This window comes from Streptomyces iconiensis (genome assembly GCF_028657195.3).
GTDB classification, from domain to species: Bacteria; Actinomycetota; Actinomycetes; order Streptomycetales; family Streptomycetaceae; genus Streptomyces; species Streptomyces iconiensis.
In genome coordinates this window covers 125,897-145,283 of sequence record NZ_JANCPR020000002.1, presented here as the reverse complement: position 1 = coordinate 145,283, position 19,387 = coordinate 125,897, and the positions used below count along the sequence as shown (strand labels likewise).

Sequence of the window (19,387 nt, the reverse complement as noted above, 5' to 3'; positions counted from 1 at the left end):
TAAGAGGATCACTCCAGGCCGAACTGCAGCCGGAGCAGGGGGAGATCGAGTCGGACGGTCCGTCCGTCCGGCAGCGTCTCCAGCACCTGGACGCCGTCGTAGTTCAGCAGCTGGCGCAGGATCGCGGCGAATCCGTCGGCTCGGGTGGCCGGATAGGACACGCGCTGGGCGAGGGCGGTCACCGGCAGGGTGCCGCCGGCGTCGAGGAGAGCCCGGATCGCCGCCTGCACCTTGTCCAGCGGTGGCTTGCGGGCCAGGAGGCCGATCTGGCCCTGGAACGTCTCCGAGTCCAGGAGGGCCCTGACGAGGGCGTCGTCGGGGCTGACGGCCGCGACGGTCTGCGGTGTTCCGTCGTCCTCGGACGCCGGGACCACGGTGACGTCGAACAACGCCTCGTGCGTACGAGCCAGCTCGGCCTGGAGCTTCTTCTGCTTCTGCTGTTCCTGCGGCCTCGGCTCGGCTGTCCGGTGGGACGGGGCCTCGACGGCCTCGTGGGGTGACGGCTTGCCCGGTGCCCACCACGCCGGCCGCTGATCGCCCAGCTCCCGCCAGCCGGTGGGGGGAGGGGCGCCGAACGGGAGGAAGGCCAGGACCGGGATCGTGAACTCGGCGAGGGAGGCCCCGCCGTGGTAGCCCGCCTTCCGGGCGGTGTACCGGGAATCGGCGTCCCACAGTGCGACGATCGAGCCTCCCGGCTCGGGCGCCACCACACGCGGGCCCCGCAGGGCGATCTCCGCCGCACCCTGCTCACCGCCCGGGGCCCGATGGCGGGCGGAGAGCGGCGAGTCGGCCGGGACGGGCATGCCGTGCCGGTCCACGACGTGCCCGTGGTCACTGGTCACGAGCACGACCATGCCCTGCGAGGCTGCGGTCCGCAGCAGGTCGGGCAGGGCCGGGATGTGCTCGGTGCGCCAGGAGCCGTCCCCCAGCTTCTGTTCCTTGGCGAGCCGGTCGTCGATGGTGTTGAGGACGACCGCCACATGTGTGCGCCCGTCCGTGAGCGCTTCGCCGAGCGCGTCCCCGAAGGTCTCTCCGGCGGACCCGGCCCGTAGGTCGTCCTTGTGGAACACGGCCGCCGGTGCGCCGCCCCAGAGCGGAAGCTTGGGGAACAGCCGGGTCTCGTCCTTCTGCGATCCTTCCGTCAGCCGTCCCGCGAACAGCGAGGTACGCGAGACGGCCGTAACGGTGGGCAGGGCCGCCGCCATCGCGCGGCGCTGCGGGTCCCCCACGTGCACCGGGTCGAACTCGGCCCAGGTAGCGCGCAGTTCACCCGCCAGCTCGGTGGCGATGGCCGCGCTCATCCCGTCCAGGACCAGCAGCAGGAACCGCCGCTCGGTCCCGCTGCGGACGACCGGCTTCACCACCCGCTCAAGGAACGTCTCGACCGTCAGCATCGAACCGGGCTCCGTGCCGGACGCGGTCCAGGTTGCCAGCGCACGGGCGAAGTCGTGGTCGATCATGTGCCGCCGCTCCCGCACGCGGACGGCCAGCGCGTCGTACGCGGTCCTCACCTCGGGATCGGGATCACCGCCGGCCTCGATGTGTTCCAGAGCGCGGTCGACCCATGCGGTCTCCGACATGTGGCGCTCCACAGCGCCGGCCACGTGCGGAACGTCGACGGCCGGTTCCGTGGCCAGCCATCGCACAAGTCGCTGGCCCATCCGCGCTCGCTCGATCCGCGCCCGAGTTGGGGACTCCGCCGCACGCTTGTGCTCGCCAAGGGCACGGACGGCGTCATCAAGGGGCCCCGGCCTTCCGGCGGCCAGCGCCTTCCCGACGGCGGTGAACCTGGTCTCCAGACCGGCCTGCAGGACGGGGCTGGTCCCGGCAGCGGCTTCCGCACCGAACTGGCGGGCGAGTACGGAGGCCCGTTCCAGGACGGTTTCGCTGGTCCGGCGGGCCTCGCGGGCCTCGTCGGCGTCTTCGTCGTCGGCCCTGGCACCAGCGGCGAGCTGGGCGACAACATATTCCTCCGCTGCCTGGCCGAAGGTGGCTGCCAACACGTCGAACTGCTCGCCCTGTGCCGGTGGGCGCTCCCCGAACCAGCGCTCCGCGCGCCCCCGTGCCCTGTAGGTGTCGGCGTCCGGTGTGGCGTGGGACCACAGTGCCGCGCACACCAGTCCGAAGGCCACCGCGTCCGCACCGTGCTCCGCCCCGACCAGGGTGAGCAGCGCCTGTCCCGCGAGCCCTGCCTGGTCCTCCTCACCCAGGAACCCGATCAGTCCCGCGCGTTCAGGGCCGCGCAGCGCCAACAGCCGGTCCGGGCCTCCGGGGATCAGCGACCAGGCCAGCAGGGCTTGTGTGTCGAGTCGGTTGGCCGTGGTGGCACCGCTGAGGGGGGCCGCCTCGTCCTCGTAGCCGCCCAGCCTCAGCCGCCGCTGCGCGAGCGCTGACAGCGCGGCCTGCCGCGACAGCATCCCGCCACCAAGCCGGGGCCAGCGTGTGGGCGGGGCGGCGTCCAGGAGCGCTTCCGCCGCCCACTTGTCCTCCCTGAGCCGCAGGTCGACCTGATGGGCGCCGAACGCGTCCTTGACCACGTCCCAGCTGTCCACCGCGTCGATGCGCTGTTTGTGGGCGAGCGCGAGAATCGCCGGGTCGAGTTCGTTCTGCTCGCGGTCGGTGAGGACAACAAGGACCTGCGGGCCGCTTGCCGTGTCCGACAGGTGCCGCAGCAGCAGTTCGTGTACGGCGAGAGGCGAGGGCGCTGTCGCGACACGGGCCGACTGCCCGTCGCCCCAGACCGGTTCGGCCGGGCCGTCCCACTGCGGGGCCGAGCGCAGCAGTACGGCCCGCCGTCGGTCCTGGCCCACGAGGGCGCCGGCGAGTGAACTCTGCGCGGACAGGTACTGAGTGATCGTGGCGCGGTTCAGCCGTACCGTGATCGCGCCGCTGGTGGTCTGGCTCATGCTTCGACGACCCGCCAGGTGATTTCGACCGTCGCACCGGGCTCCCGCGCGGCCAGCTCCGCGATCTCCGCCTGGAGAGCGGATGCCGCCCGGCTCGCCGTTGTCCGGCTGCCGCCGAAGCGCTTCACCGTCTCCTTGACCGAGGAGCCGGGAGCCGCGTCGATGAGAATGGCCGGGTGACTGGAATCACCGTCGAGCGGCACGTCTTCCGCTCGCTGGACGGGAAGGGGTTCGGGCGGGGGAGTCGGCGCCGTGCGGTTCCGCTTGACCAGGGCGAGCACCTCGCGCTGGGCGGTGGCGAGGGCTTCCTCAAGGTGGCTGGTCCGCTGGTCGCTCTGGGCCGCGTTGCGCAGTGACTCCAGCAGAGCCTCCCCCTCGGGGCCTTCCGACGCCGCGAGATCGAGAGTGGTCCAGGACGTCGCATCCAGTGCCCGCGCCATCGGACCGGCCTGCTTGAGCGACGTGCCGAACCGGTCCACGCTGACCTCGCCGAAGTCGAAGGCCGCCAGTGCCTCCACCGTCTTCCTGGCCCCGGCGGCGCCCTGACCGGCCGAGCGGGTCAGCTCCCGCAGCAGCTCGACAGCCCGCCGGGCGACGGCGAGGCGGCCTGACTCGGCGGTCTCGTCGAGCTGGAGGAAGCCGGAGTGCCGCTCCAGCTGGGTCACCAACTCACGGGCCGGCTCGTGGCATTCGCCAGCGCGCTGGACGATCTGCCGTGCGAGCTGGTTCACCATGCGGCCCCGGCGCAGCGTGGGCGCCGGGTCGCCGAAGAGCGTCGCGAACCGTTCCCGGGCCGCTGACCAGGCTTCCTCGGAGGGCAGCGGCTGGCTCCGCAGGGCGTCGTGGTCCTTGATCTCGTTCAGGGCCGGCGCGGGGTCGAGCGGCGTTCCGGCGCGTACCCACACCCGGTCGTCCATCTCGGCGAACGAGGCGACCACCAGCCGGGTGAGGAAGCCAGGCAGGCCGCGAGGTGCCGGGCGGTCCGTCCAGTCGGTGAGGGTGATCAGGCTGAGGTCGCCGGTCACCCCCTGCTCGCGGGCGAGCTGCCGGAAGTGGTCGGCCCAGTAGTGCGACAGCTCGAAGTACGCCTCTTTCTGCTGCCCGAGCCGCAGGGGCACGGCTACCCGCCGCATCAGTTGGCGGTCGGCGGCGGGCACTTCGGTGCGCCCGTCCCGGGCCTCGGCCGCCGCCTGTACGTGGGTGAACACCTTCTTGGCTTCGGCGGCCCTGACGACTGCACCGTTGCCGTCGAGGTCGAGGTTCGGGTGGTCGGGGAACTGGCAGGCGAGCATCCGGTCCGCGATGTGCCGGGCGGCGTCGCGGAGCGACTGGCCGAAGGCCAGGGTCAGCCCGTCCACTTCGCGCAGGGACGCCAGGTGGTCGTCGAAGCCGACCGTCACGTCGGTCGCCTTCTTGTCGGCGAGGCCGTACGCCTGCTTGAAGGCGGCCTTGACGTTCTTGAGCAGCGAATCCCGCTGCGTCTCCAACAGCCCCTTGGCGCGCGCCCTGTTGTCCGGACTCAGATGTCCCGCGTACTGGGCGTCGAACCGCTGGCCGTCGGCGAGAGCCTTGTCGATCACGACGAGCCGGCGGAAGTCGGCGTACCGCTGGCTGGAGAGGTGGGTGGGCAGCCAGGCGACGGTCTGGGACGGCTCGCCCTGCCGCTCACGGAGACGCCCCATCCGGTTGGAGTCGTCGCGGGCCCCGTACTCGCTGTCGTCGAAGGGCAGGTCGATCACGAGCCGCCACAGATCGTCCTGCTGAGGCATGAGGTCGTGATCCGCCAACTCGTCCTCGTCGGCGACGTTGCCGAAGACCACCTCGACGCGGCGCTCCGTACCCCGCCACACGAAGTGCAGCTCATCGATCAACTGCCCCTGCTGTACGCCGAGTTCCTCCACGAGCAGCCGTCGGGCGAGGGACTGCCGGTTGCCGGGGTTGTCGTTGACGTTGGCATTGGCGATCACCGAGTCGACATCGACGCCGGAGAGTTCGAGCCGGACCCCGGGGTTGGTCTCGGTGCCGGTCTCCTTGATCTCGGGGAAGCGGCCCGCCCACTCGGCCACCTTGTTCTTCAGGATGCCGTACTCGCGGCCGGGAATCGGGGTGACGACGGAGCCGTAGTTGAGCGCGGACAGGCGGCGGATGGTCAGGTCGGAAAGGGCCGGGACGCTCGGGGCGAGCGCCGAGAGCAGCAGCGTGCCGACGATCCGGTTGTCCCCGGTGAACTGCTTGATCCTGGTGCACAGTTCCGGGTCGGTGACGCCGGCCGGGCGGTTGGCGTACCGCTCCAGCTCCTCCTCCGTGACGTTGTGCGTGAGCAGGAGATAGGGCCGCAGTTTGGTGCGGTACAGCTTGTCGGCCGCCTCGAAGACCACCTTCAGGCTTTCGGTGAACGGCTTGTCACCGCCCGCCGTGATCAGCGGGTAGAGGTCGCCGACCGGGATCAGGTCGCCGAGCCGCAGCTCGGCGCGGTGGTCGGCGAGCAGCTGGCCCATCAGCTTCATGCCGGTCCGGTTGCGCTGGAGCGCCGAGGACACGTGCACGAGCGTGTCCATGAACGCGGGGGAGAACGGGTAGGTCAGCCGGAAGCTCTCCTCGTCGGCGCCGACGCCGTCCGCACCCCGGTCGGAGCCCAGGAGCGTGTCCCACACCTCCTGGCGGACCTTACGGGTCTTCTCGAACTCCGCGTCGACCAGTGCGGCGGCTTCCGCGTCCTTGGGCCTGAGCAGCCGCGCGTGGGCGACCTGGGGGAGGTTGCGGTCCTCCAGCGTGATCTTGTCGAACCGGCCGGAGGCCAGGTTGAGCGTGTCCTGGATGGATGCCTCGGCAGCGCCCGACACCTCCTCGCCCACCAGCTCACGCAGGTCGCGCTGGCGGGCGATGAAGGAGATCACCGGGACGGCACGCCTGGCGTCACCGCCCTCGACGAAGTTGGTTATCTTGCCGGCCTCCTTGGCCACGAACTTCTCGTCGTGGATCAGCGTGGCCAGCCACAGGATCAGCTCGTCCATGAACAGGATCAGACCGTCGTAGCCCAGGCCCTGCGCATGCTCGGCGATCACTGAAAGGCCCGCGTCCAGCGAGATGAATCCGTGCTCGTCCTCGGTGGCGTTCCTCGCGAAGCCGGGCAGCAGATGCGTGCTCGCATCCTGGACCAGCCGCGCCCGCAGCTCGGCCGGGGTGGAAGGGCTGACCAAGTTGAGCTGCTGGCCCCCCTCGTGCACCTCTTCCGCTGCCAGCGCGGTGTCCAGGAGTTGCGGCGTCCAGCCGAACGCCTCGCCCCACTCGTCCTCTTCGCCCGCCGCGACGCCGTCCATGGAGGCGAGCCCCGCGATGACGGACGGGTCGCCCATGCGGGAGCGCATCGCCCGGATGTCAGCGAACAGGGAGTCCGTCCGGTACACCTGCGGCGTCGTTGCCTCGGGGCGCACCTTCTTGACGTAGGTGACGTACCCGCCGAGGATCCGCTGCTCCAGCGACTTCGCTCCGAGCATGTGGTACGGCACCAGAAGGAACCGCTTGCCCTCCGTGCCGAGCCATTCGTGCTTGGTCAGGACAGGGTCGAGGTCCGCCCGGGAGCGGGCTGCCGGGCTGCCGCTCAGCAGAGCGTGCAGCACGGCCATGAAGTGCGACTTGCCCGAACCGAACGAGCCGTGCAGGTAGGCCGCCTTCGACGTGTGCCCGTCGAGCGCGGCCCGTATCAACCCGAGCGCCTCGTCGAAGTTTTCCAGCAGCCGTTCCGTGACCACGTAGTCCCGCAGCGCCCGTTCCGCACCTTCGGCGGTCGTCGCCTCCGAGAGCTGGAGGACGAAGTCCGAGGTGGATATGGACTCCTTGATGTCGATGACATCGCGGAGCAGGGGCGGCTGTTGGGCCATGAGTATCACTCTCCGACGGGCGGCTGCGCGGGTTCGTCCGATGGTATGGCGTAGGTCTGGGACCGGATGACCGCTTTTCGCACATGCATCTGACGAAGGGCGTATTTGCTGCGCCGCAAAAGGAGTTGAACCAGGGCACCTACACCAACGCGGGCATCTCGGCCCCGGCCGTCTGATGGATCAGCGACCGCAGCTTCTCACGTGTTTCCGGGTCGGTGGAGTAGACGACGGTGCCGACCATGCCCCGCGTCAGCAGCACCTTGTAGGTGTTGCGGATCAGCCGGCTCATGTCCGCTTCCGGCGTCGCGTTCGTGAAGATCGGGTCCTTCGACTCCGAGCGCTGTACGACCCAGCAATCGGTCCGCCACACCAGATCGGGGCCGATGATCACGCCCGACCAGTCGTACTCGAAGCCCTGCGCGGTGTAGACGCAGCCGACCTGCCCGAACCCGGCCGGTTCGGTCGCCCACAGGGGCGCGGGCGGTGCACCCAGTACGGACCGGTCGCCGTAGAGGTTCCACGGCCGCGCCCAGTCCCCGATGACGACATCGGCCGGCAGCTCGGTCATGTCCGGGGTGATCGTTGTGGTCCACTTCCAGCAGTAGCCGGCCGACATCCGCGCCCCATAGCCCTCGCTGCGGCGCGCGGCGAGGAAGTCCTCCAGCTCCTTCGGGCTCTCGGCGGTCAGCAGCCGGAACCGTCCGTCCGGCTCCCACACGTGAGGTGTGCCGCCCTCCAGGCCCAGCAGGTCGATGACCCACTTCTCGTACGCCTCACTGCCGCCGCACCGGAACTGGCCGTCCAGCTCCACCACCGCGCAGTCGAGGCCCTGTTCGGCAGCCGCCCGCTGGATCTCCTCCTTGGTCCCCATCTCACCCGGCCGCACCACCTGATGCTGGTCGAGCAGGAAGACGGGCACCCGCGCCGCGTCGATCAGTTCAGCCACCTGGGCGCGGTCGGTACGCAGCTCCGCCTTCGTGTAGCGGTTGGCGGAGGTCTTCCGCAGGCGGTGCGCCTCGTCGCAGATGAGCACGTCGAGGCCGTTCGGCTCGGCGTCCATGAAGCTGTTGAAGTACTTGAACAGCTTCTGCACGGCGGTCTTCTTCGCCCCGGCGATCTTCCGCATGGTCTTGGTGAAGGAGGCGGAACCGGTCGCGTGCAGAGCGGGCACTCCGCGCCGGTACAGATCCCCCAGCAGCGACATGGCGACCACGCTCTTGCCGGAACCCGGGCCGCCGGTCACCACGACGACCTGCTTGTGGTTGGCCTGCTTGGCCTTCCGGACGGCGGACATCACCTTCTCGTAGGCGACCCGCTGCTCGGCCAGGAGCACGAACTGTTCGCGGTCGCGGATCTCGGCCGCCGCGACAGCCATCAACTGCTTGGAAGGCCGTACCTTGCCGTCGAGCAGAACATCCGCCGCCTCGGCGCCGGGCTTCGCGGCGAGCCGCGAACGCAGGAACTCCAGAAAGGCCCAGCGCTGATCACTGGTGTACATCCGTCCGTGCTGGTCCTCGGTGACGCCCCGCAGGGCCGAGACCCGCGACTCGGTCGCGTTGTGCAGATACGCCACACCGGCCAGTGACTCCGGCATCCGTTCCAGGGCCCCGTTGAAGGACTGCATGTACTCGCAGTAGCCACGCACTTGCTCGATCGGGTTGAGCTGGGGTTCCGGGTACGCGTCGATGCGGCACAGCAGAGGCTCGTCCTCCTCCGGGTAGGCCGCACTCCACTGCTTCAGTTCGACGACGACGTACGAGGGCTCTCCCGTGGTCGGGTGCACACCGGCGAGTACGGCGTCCGCGCGCTTACTGGTGAGCGGCAGGCTGTATTCGACGATCACCTCGACGTCTCCCAGCCCCGCTTCCATGAGGGCGTTGACGAGCGCGGGGAGGCTGCGTTCCCACGACCGCACTTCTGCCTGCGCGGGCCTCCGGCCGTGCTGGTGGACGAAGTTCTCACTCAAAGGCAGCGACAACGCCCCTTCGAGGATGCGGGCGGCCAGGGACGCAACGGACTCACGCAACAGCAAGGAAATGCCCCCAGGCAGCACGAAGAAGACTCGTGCGGGTGGGGGCATGTCCTTTGGCGTCCGCGCGGGGGCGGATCAGGAAGCCCGTCGGGCCGCTGAGATGTTGACCGCCAGCTTAGGCCAGAGGGCTGATCAAGGGGAGTGGTGTCCCCCGCCCCATGGCTTGGCCCCGCGGCCTACACCCTCCGGCTGCCGACCCCGGCCGCCGGCGCGGTCATCACCGTCAGAAGCGTTGCCAGCTACGGGCGTTGGCCTCCGCGACCAGAACGCGCAGCAGCTCGCGCCGGCCCAGGACGCGGACCTGGGCCGGGTCCGCGTCCCATTGGCGTCCACCGGCGAGCGGGCAGAGCTGGAGACAGGGCCCCTCGTGTCCGGTGACCTGACCGAAACGGTTCCGGACGGTGTCGAACACGGCTTGCCCGACGGCGGGGGCCCCACCGTCCTCCGTCACCGGTTCCGTCATCGGGCGAGCCCCCTCGTGATCACATCCGCGAGCATCAGCGCGACGGGTGCTGAGCAGACGCCGAGGTGAACGAGCGCGTACCGCGCCTCGCCCTCGGGGTCCTCCGCCCACGGGGTGCGGATGTCCATCGCGGGCAGCTGAATGCCCGCCCGCGTGAGGGCGGTAGCGAGGGCGTCGCGCGCGGCGAGCGCCTCTTGGGTCCCGGGCGTGTGCGGGGTGTGCGGTGTGCGGGTTTCCTGGTGGCCCGTGACGACGACGGTGCGGGCGGTGCCGGTGCCCGTGCCGACACCGGCTTCGGTTGCGAGGCCGGTGCCGATACCTGTGCTGACGCCGGTACCGATGCGGGTGCGGTCGTGGGGGAGACGCGGTGTTGGGCTCATACGGGTCCTCGTGGGTGCGGTCGATTCTGTCGATTCCCTGACCCGCCGGGCTGCGCCAATTACGGTGCGTAGTGCGGGCATTACGAGGATGTGTCCGCACGTGGCCTACCACGCTGTGGCCGGGGTCGTGCTTCCCCGCCGTGCGGAGGTGGTTCCACACCTTCCACACCGATCACCTCAGCGCGCCTCCGAAGGGAGCGGGTATGCCGCAGCGACGCGTCATCACCGGCCGCAGTCAGGAACCACGCCAACGATTCGCCGAGGAACTACGCGCCATGCGCGCCGGTAGCGGCGCGAGCCTCCGGCAACTCGGCGAACGGCTGGGCTGGGACTGGTCGTTGTTCGGCAAGATGGAGAAGGGCGAAACGCTCGGCAGCCCCGAGGTCGTCCAGGCCCTCGACACCCACTACGGCACGCCGGGACTGCTGCTCGCCCTGTGGGAGTTGGCCGCCGGGGACCACACCCAGTTCCGCGAGCGGTACCGCCGCTACATGGCCCTCGAGTCCGAAGCGGTGAGCCTGTGGCACTTCGCCGTGAGCGTGTTGCCGGGACTGTTGCAGACCCCGGGCTACGCGCGGGAGGTGCTGGCCGCGGGCGGGCTCCGCGGAAAGGAACTGGACCAGCAGGTCGAGGCCCGGATGGGGCGGCGACAGTTGCTGGAGGGGGAGGATGCGCCGCCGTTCCGGACGATCCTCTCCGAGGCGGTGCTGCGGACGCCCTTGCGGGATGCGGGGGAGTGGCGCAAGCAGCTTGAACACCTGATCGGCATGATGGACGAAGAGACCATCACCGTGCAGGTGTTGCCGCAGAGTGTCGGGGTGCACGGTCTGGTTGGCACTGATGTGTGGTTCCTGCGTCTTGCAGACGGGAAGCCTGTTGCCTATACCGAGAACGCTTACTGGGGCGACCTCGTAGAAGAAAGCGCGAGGGTCGAGCGCTTGCAACGTGCCTACGATGTGGTGCGCGACATGGCCATGTCCCCTGCCGAGTCGCGTGAGTTCATCCTGCGCATCTTGGAGGAAGTGCCGTGCGATCCATCGACTTGACCTTCGCGAACTGGCGGAAGAGCAGTTACAGCAACCCGGACGGTGGGGCGTGTGTTGAAGTCGCCGACGATCTCGACTCCGTCATCCCGGTGAGGGACAGCAAGGTGCTGCATGGCCCGGTACTCATGTTCCCCATGGCTGGTTGGTCAGCCTTCGTCGAGGCGGTCAGAGGCGGGGAGTTGAACGCCTGAGCTGCGGGGGAGTCAGCGGCCTCGTGAACGGTTCGAATCGTTCACGAGGCCGCTGTCATTCCGGGCCGACTACTTCTTCGCGGTCCGGCGACCTCTGGTTGCGGCGGCTGGGCGCCAGGCGCGCAGGTCGTCGTCGGTGAGACCGTGCTTGCCCTGCTCGATCTGCCGGTCGCCCTCGAAGAACTTGGCGGGGGTCGGGGCGAAGAGGGGATCGGGCTCGTTGTGCCACTGGTTCAGCCAGGGCTGGAGTTCCAGCAGCCCGGCCAGAAGCGGGGCGACTTCTTCTGTCGTCAGGCCCTCGTGCGTGGCGATGTACGTGTCGAGGGCTACCGCCTGCTCCCGGTGATCCCAACCGGCCCAGCCGTACAGGTCCGGAGTGGCCACGTTGGTGCGCGCGTACGAGATGAACCGTTCCTTGGGCACGTCCAGCTTGCCGCGCGCCTTCCAGTAGGAGGGGCGCAGGAAGTCGGCCGAGGTGTACTTCGGCGGTACGGGTATGGAGTCCCGGATCTTCCGCTTGGCCGGCTCGTCCGGCGCCGCGTCCTCTTCTCGCTGGAGGTCCCACACGTGCTCCCAGTCCGCGCGCTTCTTCAGCCCGGCGGGCTTGTAGCGCAGCGCTGAGAGGTGCGGCACGTGCTCGTCGGTCATCAACTCGCTGACGACGGTGGGCAGTTCCTTGCGGGGGGCGTAGATCTTCGTTACGGAGACGAAGTCCTCGTCACGGGAGAGGTTGTCGATGAGGTGGGAGAGGGTGACCAGGGCGGGCTGGTCGTTCTCGTCGAACCAGTTCGCCCGGTCCTCGATCCGGTCGAGCAGCCAGCTCCGTAGGGCCTTCTCCTGGAGTGCGTCCCACCCTTCGGTGGCCCAGCGCCGCTTGTACTCCGGCCGTTCGATCATCCCGATGGCGCGGGACGACTCAATGGCGTCGATGCGCTTCTGCACGACCTCGCGGTACGCGGCTGGCCAATGGTCGGGGATCTCCGTGATGGGCGTGGACCCATGCCGCTTGAACCACTCGCCGCTGGCTTCGCCTGCGGCGACCCGACGTGCGAGAACTATCTCGAATGCGCGCTCACCTAGGGCGAGTTCGGGGATGTCGGGGGACTCGGGGTCGTCGGATACGCGGAGGTCATCGGGGTGCAGCTTGTAGAGCGAGTAGACCTGCCAGTCCAGCTCCTCCTGGAGGGTGATCATCTTGGCGCGCGCTTTCTGCCAGTTTACATAAGCCTCACGTAGAGTTTCGTGAGCGGGAATTGTCGAGGCTGTGAGGGTGGAAGGTATGTTAGCGACGAGTTGGAGGGAAAGGGAGTGCAAGGCTGCGGCCAGAGTATCGGGGAAGTGAGCTGGAAGGGGGATGCGTTCGATGTTCGCGCTATTGAATTGGTAGTTCCACGACCATGGTTGATCTGCCATTCCGCTGGAGGCCGTGGCATTCCCCTTGCAGAAGCAGGTGAGTTTCAGCCATAGCGCAACTGTTGAACTGTTTAGTAACCCTACCAGGTGTAGATGATCCTGCTCCGTGGCCCCCTTTTGTAGCTTGATCACGGGTGCCGTCTGTTTAAATATCTTTCCGCCGCGATCAAGCGTAAAATGGTTGTGGGTCGCCACTTCGGCGAACGTGATCGCCCATGTATGTGCCCGCTTATCCTTTGGGAGCTGATGCCACTCCCACCAGGGGCGTCCAGAGGTAAAATAGGTGCCGCCAGTGAAGGTTGCCCGACTTCCGAGGTCTGTTCTGTACGGCCACAGTGCTGGCGATGCGGACACTGTTGGCGACACGTGGAGGAGTGTCCGGTCCTGTGAGTATGGGTAGAAGGCCCGGTTGGTGGTTACTGCAGTCCAGTCGCGAACCTCCTCCCCGGCGATCATCTGACGGATTAGACTGCTGAACTCTTCAGGCCACGCGCGTCGAGTGCGGATCATTACGTGGTCGGCATGTGTCATACCAACAAAGCCAATGCGCGTTGCTAGCTCGCCCAAGGTGCTCGTCGAGTGTCCACTGATGGCTTCGTTGAGTTCACGACCGCCGTCAGCGAGTATCCACGGGTGAGTGATAAAGAAGTCGTGGCGTAGCAGGTCGTCAACCGAAACCCATCGACTTGTGGACCCTGGGTTGTCGATCTGTTCGACGATGGCTCTCCAGGCAATTCCCTGCTCGGCGTTTACGGGCGTTGAAGGCTCCCCCTGCACGCTGCGGACGGTTCGAATCAAATCGGAGCGGCTGCTCCCGGCCCGTCGCCTGCCGACCAGGATGACTGTCGGTGTGCTGTGGCCAGGAATATAGGCACCAGAGGTGTCGATGACCTCAGTCAGTTCAACTTCGTGGCCGAAGTACGTTTCGATGAGTCGTGTGCCGAATCCTCTCTTCATGAAGGAGTTTGCTGTGATCTGGCCGGTCATGCCGTAGCCGCGCCCATCGGCGTCTCCTGCCTTAGCTAGCTCGAAGAATCTTTGGGCGAAAGGCACTGACAGTGCGTACTCCATGGCGCAGCTCTTATAAAGCTCTCGATAAAGCTCGCTAAGCTTCCTGTCCTTCACTGTGACATACGGCGGATTCCCCACCACCACGTGATACCGCCCCGGTTCCAGAATCCCCGGGTGCTCGTGCACATCCTCGGTCTGGTACTTGAAGTCGGCCAGCTCATCAGCGCCCTCCTCCTCCAAGTCATCAAACAAGTTCCCCTGTTTGTGCCGGTGCTTGATCAGTGAGTCACCCACCGCCAGGTGAATCGGCCACTCATACCGAGCCGCATCCCCCAGCGTCCGTACCCCACTCACAGCCATCGCGGCAACCAGCAAGCGGAACCGCGCAATAGCCACAGCGAACGGGTTCAGGTCCACCCCGTGCACCGAGTCCAACGAAGCCCGCACCCGCTCGTGCAGGTCACGCCCCGGCTGGCCGTCCCCCCACAGCCGCACGAGCCGCCGGAACGCACCCAGTACGAAGTGCCCCGACCCGCACGTCGGGTCGATCATCTTCAGGCCGTCGTATCCGAATTCCCGCACAGCCGGGTTCATAGCCCTGTCGAGGATGAACTCCTCCACGAACTCCGGGGTCTGGAGCAGCGCGTACGTCTTCCGGGCCGCCTCGCTCAGGTCCTGGTACAGGTCACCCAGGAAGCGCGTATCCCATCCACGCGTACCGTCGCCGTCCTCCTCCAGCGGGTCGGTGAAGTTGTGGACGAGCACGCCCGCCTCGTCCCGGGCCCGCCAGAAGTCGACCAAGTCCCGCGCGCCATCGTGCGACAGCGGTATCTGGTACAGCGGATTGTGCCGCTGGTCGAACAACAACCGTCCCGCCTGGCCGGCGCCCAGTTCCGCGAACGCCGCCTCCAGCCAACCCCGGTACGTGGGGTCGTCGGACTTCGCGACGTAGTCCTCGAAGCGCGCGAGCGCCAGGTCGCGGCGGTCGTCTTCGGGGGCCGTCAGGTACGGCTCGGGGATCAGGCGGTTGTCCTCGCAGAAGCGGACGAAGACGGTGCCGAGTACCCAGGCGACCCCCACCTGCGTGACCCGGTCGTCGAGCCAGGCGTTCCATGTGGCGGCCGTACGGCCGAGGCCGCGTGCGCGGTCGTACTCGGTACGTAGGCGCGTGCCGACTTCCGTGACCGCTTTCACCTGGCCGGCGAGGTCGGTTTCGACCGCCTTGACCTGGCGCTTGAGGTCGTCTAACAGCGCTGTGCCGTCTATCAACTGGTCTCTCCCTCAGTGCTGTTCATGTGCGCGCCGCTCGCGGCGGTCAGGTACTCCTTGCGGACCCAGGAGTCCGGAAGTTCGATCCACTCGCCCAGGCCGGTCTGGTACGGCACGGCCACGTGCCCGAGCTTCGGTTCCCGGCCCGGGTCCGGCTGCGGGGCGAGGAGCCACAGGCCGCGTCCGCCCTGGCGGGCGGCGTCCGCCAGGCGGTCCAGGACGCCCATGCCGTCGTAGCGGGCGAAGACGGACACCTCCGTCAGGAGGACCGGGCCCGAACCGGCGTCCGGCGCCAGGAGTTCGCGTATGCGGGGCTCCAGCGCGCCCCACGCCGTACGCGCGTACTCAGCGAACTTCAGGGCGCCCCGCGAGCCGGGTTCGGCGATGTCCGCCTTGAGCAGCGTTTCCCACGTCGGCTTGGTGCCGGGGGGGACCAGGGCGTGCAGGCAGTCCAGGAAGGTCTGGGTCACGGAGACCGGCTGGGCGCCGACGCGGTCGGAGGAGAGTTCGCGTACCGCGCGGAGGGTGCGGTCGTGGTGGACGGTCAGTACGCGGTAGCCGTCCCGGCGGGCCGAGGCCAGCAGCCGTTCGTCGGCGCGGACCCCGGCGGCCACCAGCGGGTCGTCGGAGTAGCGCGTGACGGAGCCGATCCCGGTGGAGGACCGGCGCCAGTCCGCTCCGGTCAGGTAGCTCGACGCGGTGTCCATGCGGGTGGGCAGGTAGCGCAGCGTCCGCGTGTCCTCGCGCGTCGAGAGGGTGAGGTCGAAGCCCGCCTCGCGCAGGGCCTTGGTCAGGGGGCCGCCGGTCGGCAGCTCGTGGGTGCTCGCTCCCCGGGCGTCCTTGACGGTCAACTCGGGGAAACGGGCCCGTATTCGGTCGTGGATCTCGGCCGCGGGCAGGCCCGGCTGGCGGGCTTCCGGGACACCGGGAGTCAGCGGTACCAGACCGGCCTGGGTGAGACGCAGCGCCCGTACGAGGGGCAGGTCGCGCGGGTAGATCTCCAGGCGCGGGGTGGCTGCGGCGTTCGCGGAGGCCGCGGCGGCCAGTTCGGCCAGGCGCCGCTCGTCCCACTCGACGAGCCCCGGTGGCGGGGTGAGGGCGCCCAGCTCGGTGAGGACCGTTGCGGCGGTGGGAAGCGTCTCCTGGCGGGTCAGTCGGTCGGCGGTCTTGCCCAGGCGCGTTGCGTAGATGAGCAGGCCAGGAGCCGTGGGGGTGTCCGGCGCTTCTCCCTCGCGTACGTCCAGCGCGAGGAGGCCGGCCACCAGTGCGTCCTCGGTGGCCTTGCGGTTGGGCTGGTGCTGGAACTCGGCTTCCTCCGGCTGGAGTTGTTCGACCTCGACCACGGCTCGGACGGCCGCCAGCGCGAGGGCGCGGCGCTGTTCACGCCCCGGCAACTGCGTGCCGCGCCGTACGGCAAGGGCGTCGGCGATCTCCACGGCAGGGGCGACCCGGCCGAGGCTCACCAGGAGTTCGAGGATCTCCTCGCGCAGCGCCTGGACCGCCGGGTGCTTCTTCCAGCGCTTGCGCTCCTCCTTCAGCATCTGCGGGATGCGTCCGGCGGAGAGCCCGAGTGCTTCGGCCACGTCTTTCTGCTTGGGCCAGACGCCGATGTCGGGCAGTTCGCCGCGGTCGTCCGGCAGGCGCAGCAGCAGCCTGACCATCTCGACCTTGTTGCTGTTGGAGCGGTTGTTGTTCAGCTCCGGAACGAAGAGGGTGGCGAGGACATCCAGGCTGACCGAGCGCAGGGCGGCTTCGGTCAGCTCGCCTGCCTTCTCGGGGCTGATGGCGAGTGCGCCCGTCGCCTCGTACTCGGTGTGGGTGAGCTGCGCCAGTTCCTCCCTGGCCTCCGCGCGCCCCTTCGACGTGAGCGGGGAGAGCGGTGCCTCGCGCAGCAGCTTGCCCCACTGGCGCTGGCGGCGCTGCACCTCGGTGCGGGTCTTGGTGCCCAGTCCGGGGGCGTTGAGGAGTTTGGTGCGGCTGTAGTCGAGGAGCCCGCCCACGGTGGTGATGCCGAGGCCGTAGAGGAAGGACTCGGCGGCAGGGGTGAGACCCGCGGTCGTCAGGTGCGTGTCCCGGGTGACCGAGCCCGCCAGGCGCTCGCGCTGTTCGTCGGCCGTGAGCGGTTCGGCGTCCGCGATCTTCGCGGGCCGCTCGCCCTCTGCCGGGTCCGGCGCCGGGGCGGGTTCGGGGTGGCGGGAGCGGTGGTTGGACGGTACCGCCTGCGACGCGTCCAGGAAGATCCTCTTCCAGGCGTCCCGCATCGGCTTCAGGTCGGGGAAACGCTCCGCCGTGTCCCGGTGCAGGGCCTTGCGGAAGAAGGCGACAAGGCCGTCCCGTACGGCAGGCTCGAAGGCGTCGGCCTGGACGACCGGGCAGGGGAACTTCTCCGGGTCCGTCATATGGGGCGGGACCGAGCCGTCACCCCACTTGGGCAGTTCGCCCGAGGCCATCTGATGCAGGGTGACGGCGACCGCGTACCGCTCGGCGTGCGAGTCGTACGCGGTGCGGGTGAGGGCGCCGATGAACGGGTCGAGGTAGCCCTCGGTGCCGGCCTCGTAGTCCTTCGCCGGGTAGCCGGCCAGCGAGAAGTCGATCAGGACGAGTTCGCGGGTGCGGTTGGGGCGGATGCGTATGGCGATGTTGTCCGGCTTGATGTCGCGGTGCCAGACGCCCTCGCCTTCCAGGAAGTCGACGGCGCCGAAGAGGTAGTCGCCGTACGCCTCCAACTGGTCCATCTTCAGACGGCCGCCTTCGCGCAACTGGCGCGAGACGGTTTCCTCGCGGCGCCTGGAGCGTGTCCGGGTGCCGGTATCGGGGGTCTCGTCGGCGTCCTCCCGCTCGTCTCCCACGTACTCCAGGGCCAGGACGGTACGGCCCGCGATGTGCAGGGGGTCCGGCTCGACGAGCCGGATCACTCGCGAGTCCGGACGCAGGCGGCCCATCACCTCGGCCTCGTGCACCAGGACCTGACCTCGGCTGTCCGAGAGGGCGATCTTGAGCACGGCCAGGGGGCGGGTTCTGCGCGCCTCGCACTGGAGGTCGCGGACGAGGAAGGCGCGACTGGTCGACCCGGTGCCGAGGCGGCGGCGAACCTCCCAGCGCCCGCCGAGCACGTCCCCTGCGACGGCCTCCAGCGGGTCCTTCTCCGTCTCTTCGACGGGGTCGGTCTCGTCGGCCGTCGACGGCGTGGCGGAAGGTGAGGACGGCGCGGTCAGGTCCTCCTCGACGATCTCCAGCATCTCCAGGAACTCGTCCACGGAGGAGAGGCGTTGCTCGGGCCGGTAGGCGGTCGCCGCCTGCACCAGCTCATCGATGTACTCGGAGAGCCCGTCCACCAGGGAACTGGGGCGCAGGCCCTCGCCCGCCTCCAGCCGGGCCCGCAGCTCTGCCTGGCTCGCGGCCGGTGCCTTACCCGTCACCAGCAGATAGGTGAGGACACCGAGGCCGTACACGTCGAGGGACACCGGATCGGGCTTGAGAGCGGTCAGCTCCGGAGCGAAGTAAGGGTCGGCGCTCTCCGACAGGTGCATCGACGAGAGGGCGCTCGGCGCCAGGCGGGTCGCTCCGCTGCTGCCGTCCGCGCCCGACGCACGCTGAGTGGCGATCTGCCAGTCCGATATCTCCAGGTGGGGGGTGAGCCAGGCGCTGTCCTCGCCGATCGCCTTGCCGCGTCGGCCCCGGGCACGCGGAATCACGTGAACGCAGCGCGCCGACAGGGCCCTGTGGTGGATGCGCGCCGAGTGCGCCGACCGCATCGTTTCGGCGAGCTGGCGGATCAGCGCCATGCGGCCGAGGATGTCCAATCCCTTGCCGTGCTGGAGCAGATACTCGTCCAGCCGGAGCGTCCGCGGGTCGAAGTCGAAGATCAGCGCGGGACCGGCCGAGTGGCCGGAGGGGAAGTACTGCTTGAGCTGGACGACGCCCGGGTGGCGGAACCGCTGCAGCACCGCCGCCTCACGCCGGGCCGCGTTCTCCACCGACCGCCGGATCGAGGCGTCGGAGCCGCGTTCGCTCAGGTAGACGCGTACCCGGGCGACTTCGGGCAGTTCGCTGTGGGGCGCCCGGTAATCGGCCCACGTGGGGCCGGAGTCGAAGGACTTGCGCTCCAACTGGTACGGGCCGACCTTGTACTCAGCTTCGCTGCGGCGGATGCCGATCCGGTCGAGCGAGTTCTTGATCTCGCGGGAGTCGGTGGCCGCGATGCGACGTCGGTCGTCACGCGGCTGCCGGTGAAGCAGGGCTGCCAGCTCGGCGACGGTGTGGACGCCGTGCTGGTCGTGCGCCGGAAGCCGCACCCGCAGGCCGTCGTCCGTGAAGCAGACGGCTTCGCCGACCCACACCCGCCTGCCGTGCTGGCCCAGAAGCGCGGCCAGTTCCTTCGCCTTCTTGTTGACGAGGTGCAGCGGGTTGCCGTGAGGGCGCCGGTGGCCACCGGGGGTGGTCTGCACCCAGGTGCCGTTCTCGCTGGTGACGGAGCCGTGCCAGTCCTTCAGCTCGATCATGTACACCCCGCCGGGGGCGACGACGAGAAGGTCGACCTCGCGGACGTGCCCGGTGTGCGCGGTGAAGGTGAAGTTCGACCAGGCACGCCAGGGTTCGGCGTCCGGCAGCTTCTTCCGGATGGCTTCCAGGCCACGGTGCTCATGGTCGAACTCGGAGTCGGTGACCGTGGTCCACCGGCCTTCCCGCATGCGCCGTCCCGCCTTTTACCTCTGATCCGGTGGCTGTGCAGCACCCGGCCGTGCGTGTGGTCCATACCGCGTCGCTGACCTCGTGATCCTAGCCGCGGCGACCG

At 68.9% G+C, this 19,387-nt stretch carries 9 protein-coding genes; 2 read left to right on the top strand and 7 right to left on the bottom strand.

Going from position 1 to position 19,387, the window contains the following annotated elements:
- Positions 1–8 precede the first annotated feature (8 nt).
- The 5 genes from pglZ to NMN56_RS43180 all read right to left on the bottom strand — a co-directional run bounded on the left by pglZ (position 9) and on the right by NMN56_RS43180 (position 9,662).
- Positions 9–2,906 (bottom strand): BREX-2 system phosphatase PglZ, encoded by a 2,898-nt coding sequence (gene pglZ, locus NMN56_RS02290; RefSeq protein ID WP_274043587.1) that lies wholly within the window; start codon positions 2,904–2,906, stop codon positions 9–11.
- Entirely contained in the window at positions 2,903–6,787 is a 3,885-nt protein-coding gene (gene pglY, locus NMN56_RS02285; RefSeq protein ID WP_274043588.1) for a BREX-2 system ATPase PglY, read from the bottom strand. Before pglY ends, pglZ begins: the two co-directional genes overlap by 4 nt.
- A 139-nt stretch (positions 6,788–6,926) precedes the next feature.
- Positions 6,927–8,867 carry a DUF2075 domain-containing protein gene (locus tag NMN56_RS02280; RefSeq protein WP_274043589.1) on the bottom strand — a complete coding sequence of 647 codons (1,941 nt, stop codon included), beginning with the start codon at positions 8,865–8,867 and terminating at the stop codon, positions 6,927–6,929.
- 175 nt (positions 8,868–9,042) lie between these two features.
- Positions 9,043–9,282 (bottom strand): hypothetical protein, encoded by a 240-nt coding sequence (locus tag NMN56_RS02275; protein ID WP_274043590.1) that lies wholly within the window; start codon positions 9,280–9,282, stop codon positions 9,043–9,045.
- Positions 9,279–9,662: a hypothetical protein gene (locus NMN56_RS43180; RefSeq protein ID WP_430542445.1), complete on the bottom strand. Its 384-nt coding sequence runs from the start codon at positions 9,660–9,662 to the stop codon at positions 9,279–9,281. The genes NMN56_RS02275 and NMN56_RS43180 overlap by 4 nt, the downstream gene beginning before the upstream one ends.
- Before the next feature lie 203 nt (positions 9,663–9,865).
- On the opposite strand from NMN56_RS43180, the gene NMN56_RS02265 reads away from it, so the two are divergent.
- Positions 9,866–10,708 carry a helix-turn-helix domain-containing protein gene (locus NMN56_RS02265; protein ID WP_274043591.1) on the top strand — a complete coding sequence of 281 codons (843 nt, stop codon included), beginning with the start codon at positions 9,866–9,868 and terminating at the stop codon, positions 10,706–10,708.
- Positions 10,690–10,899 (top strand): DUF397 domain-containing protein, encoded by a 210-nt coding sequence (locus tag NMN56_RS02260; protein ID WP_274043592.1) that lies wholly within the window; start codon positions 10,690–10,692, stop codon positions 10,897–10,899. The genes NMN56_RS02265 and NMN56_RS02260 overlap by 19 nt, the downstream gene beginning before the upstream one ends.
- A gap of 69 nt (positions 10,900–10,968) precedes the next feature.
- Here NMN56_RS02260 and pglX read toward each other — a convergent pair whose 3' ends face one another.
- Entirely contained in the window at positions 10,969–14,592 is a 3,624-nt protein-coding gene (gene pglX, locus NMN56_RS02255) for a BREX-2 system adenine-specific DNA-methyltransferase PglX (RefSeq protein WP_274043593.1), read from the bottom strand.
- Positions 14,589–19,283, bottom strand: a complete 4,695-nt coding sequence (pglW, locus tag NMN56_RS02250) for a BREX system serine/threonine kinase PglW (RefSeq protein ID WP_274043594.1) — start codon at positions 19,281–19,283, stop codon at positions 14,589–14,591. Before pglW ends, pglX begins: the two co-directional genes overlap by 4 nt.
- Between the last annotated feature and the right edge of the window lie 104 nt (positions 19,284–19,387).

Excerpts from the sequence above, each read along its gene's own strand:
- NMN56_RS02275 (WP_274043590.1), bottom strand. The coding sequence starts at position 9,282 with ATGACGGAACCGGTGACGGAGGACGGTGGGGCCCCCGCCGTCGGGCAA.
- NMN56_RS02265 (WP_274043591.1), top strand. The coding sequence starts at position 9,866 with ATGCCGCAGCGACGCGTCATCACCGGCCGCAGTCAGGAACCACGCCAA.
- NMN56_RS02280 (WP_274043589.1), bottom strand. The coding sequence starts at position 8,867 with ATGCCCCCACCCGCACGAGTCTTCTTCGTGCTGCCTGGGGGCATTTCC.
- pglW (WP_274043594.1), bottom strand. The coding sequence starts at position 19,283 with ATGCGGGAAGGCCGGTGGACCACGGTCACCGACTCCGAGTTCGACCAT.
- pglZ (WP_274043587.1), bottom strand. The coding sequence starts at position 2,906 with ATGAGCCAGACCACCAGCGGCGCGATCACGGTACGGCTGAACCGCGCC.
- pglY (WP_274043588.1), bottom strand. The coding sequence starts at position 6,787 with ATGGCCCAACAGCCGCCCCTGCTCCGCGATGTCATCGACATCAAGGAG.
- NMN56_RS43180 (WP_430542445.1), bottom strand. The coding sequence starts at position 9,662 with ATGAGCCCAACACCGCGTCTCCCCCACGACCGCACCCGCATCGGTACC.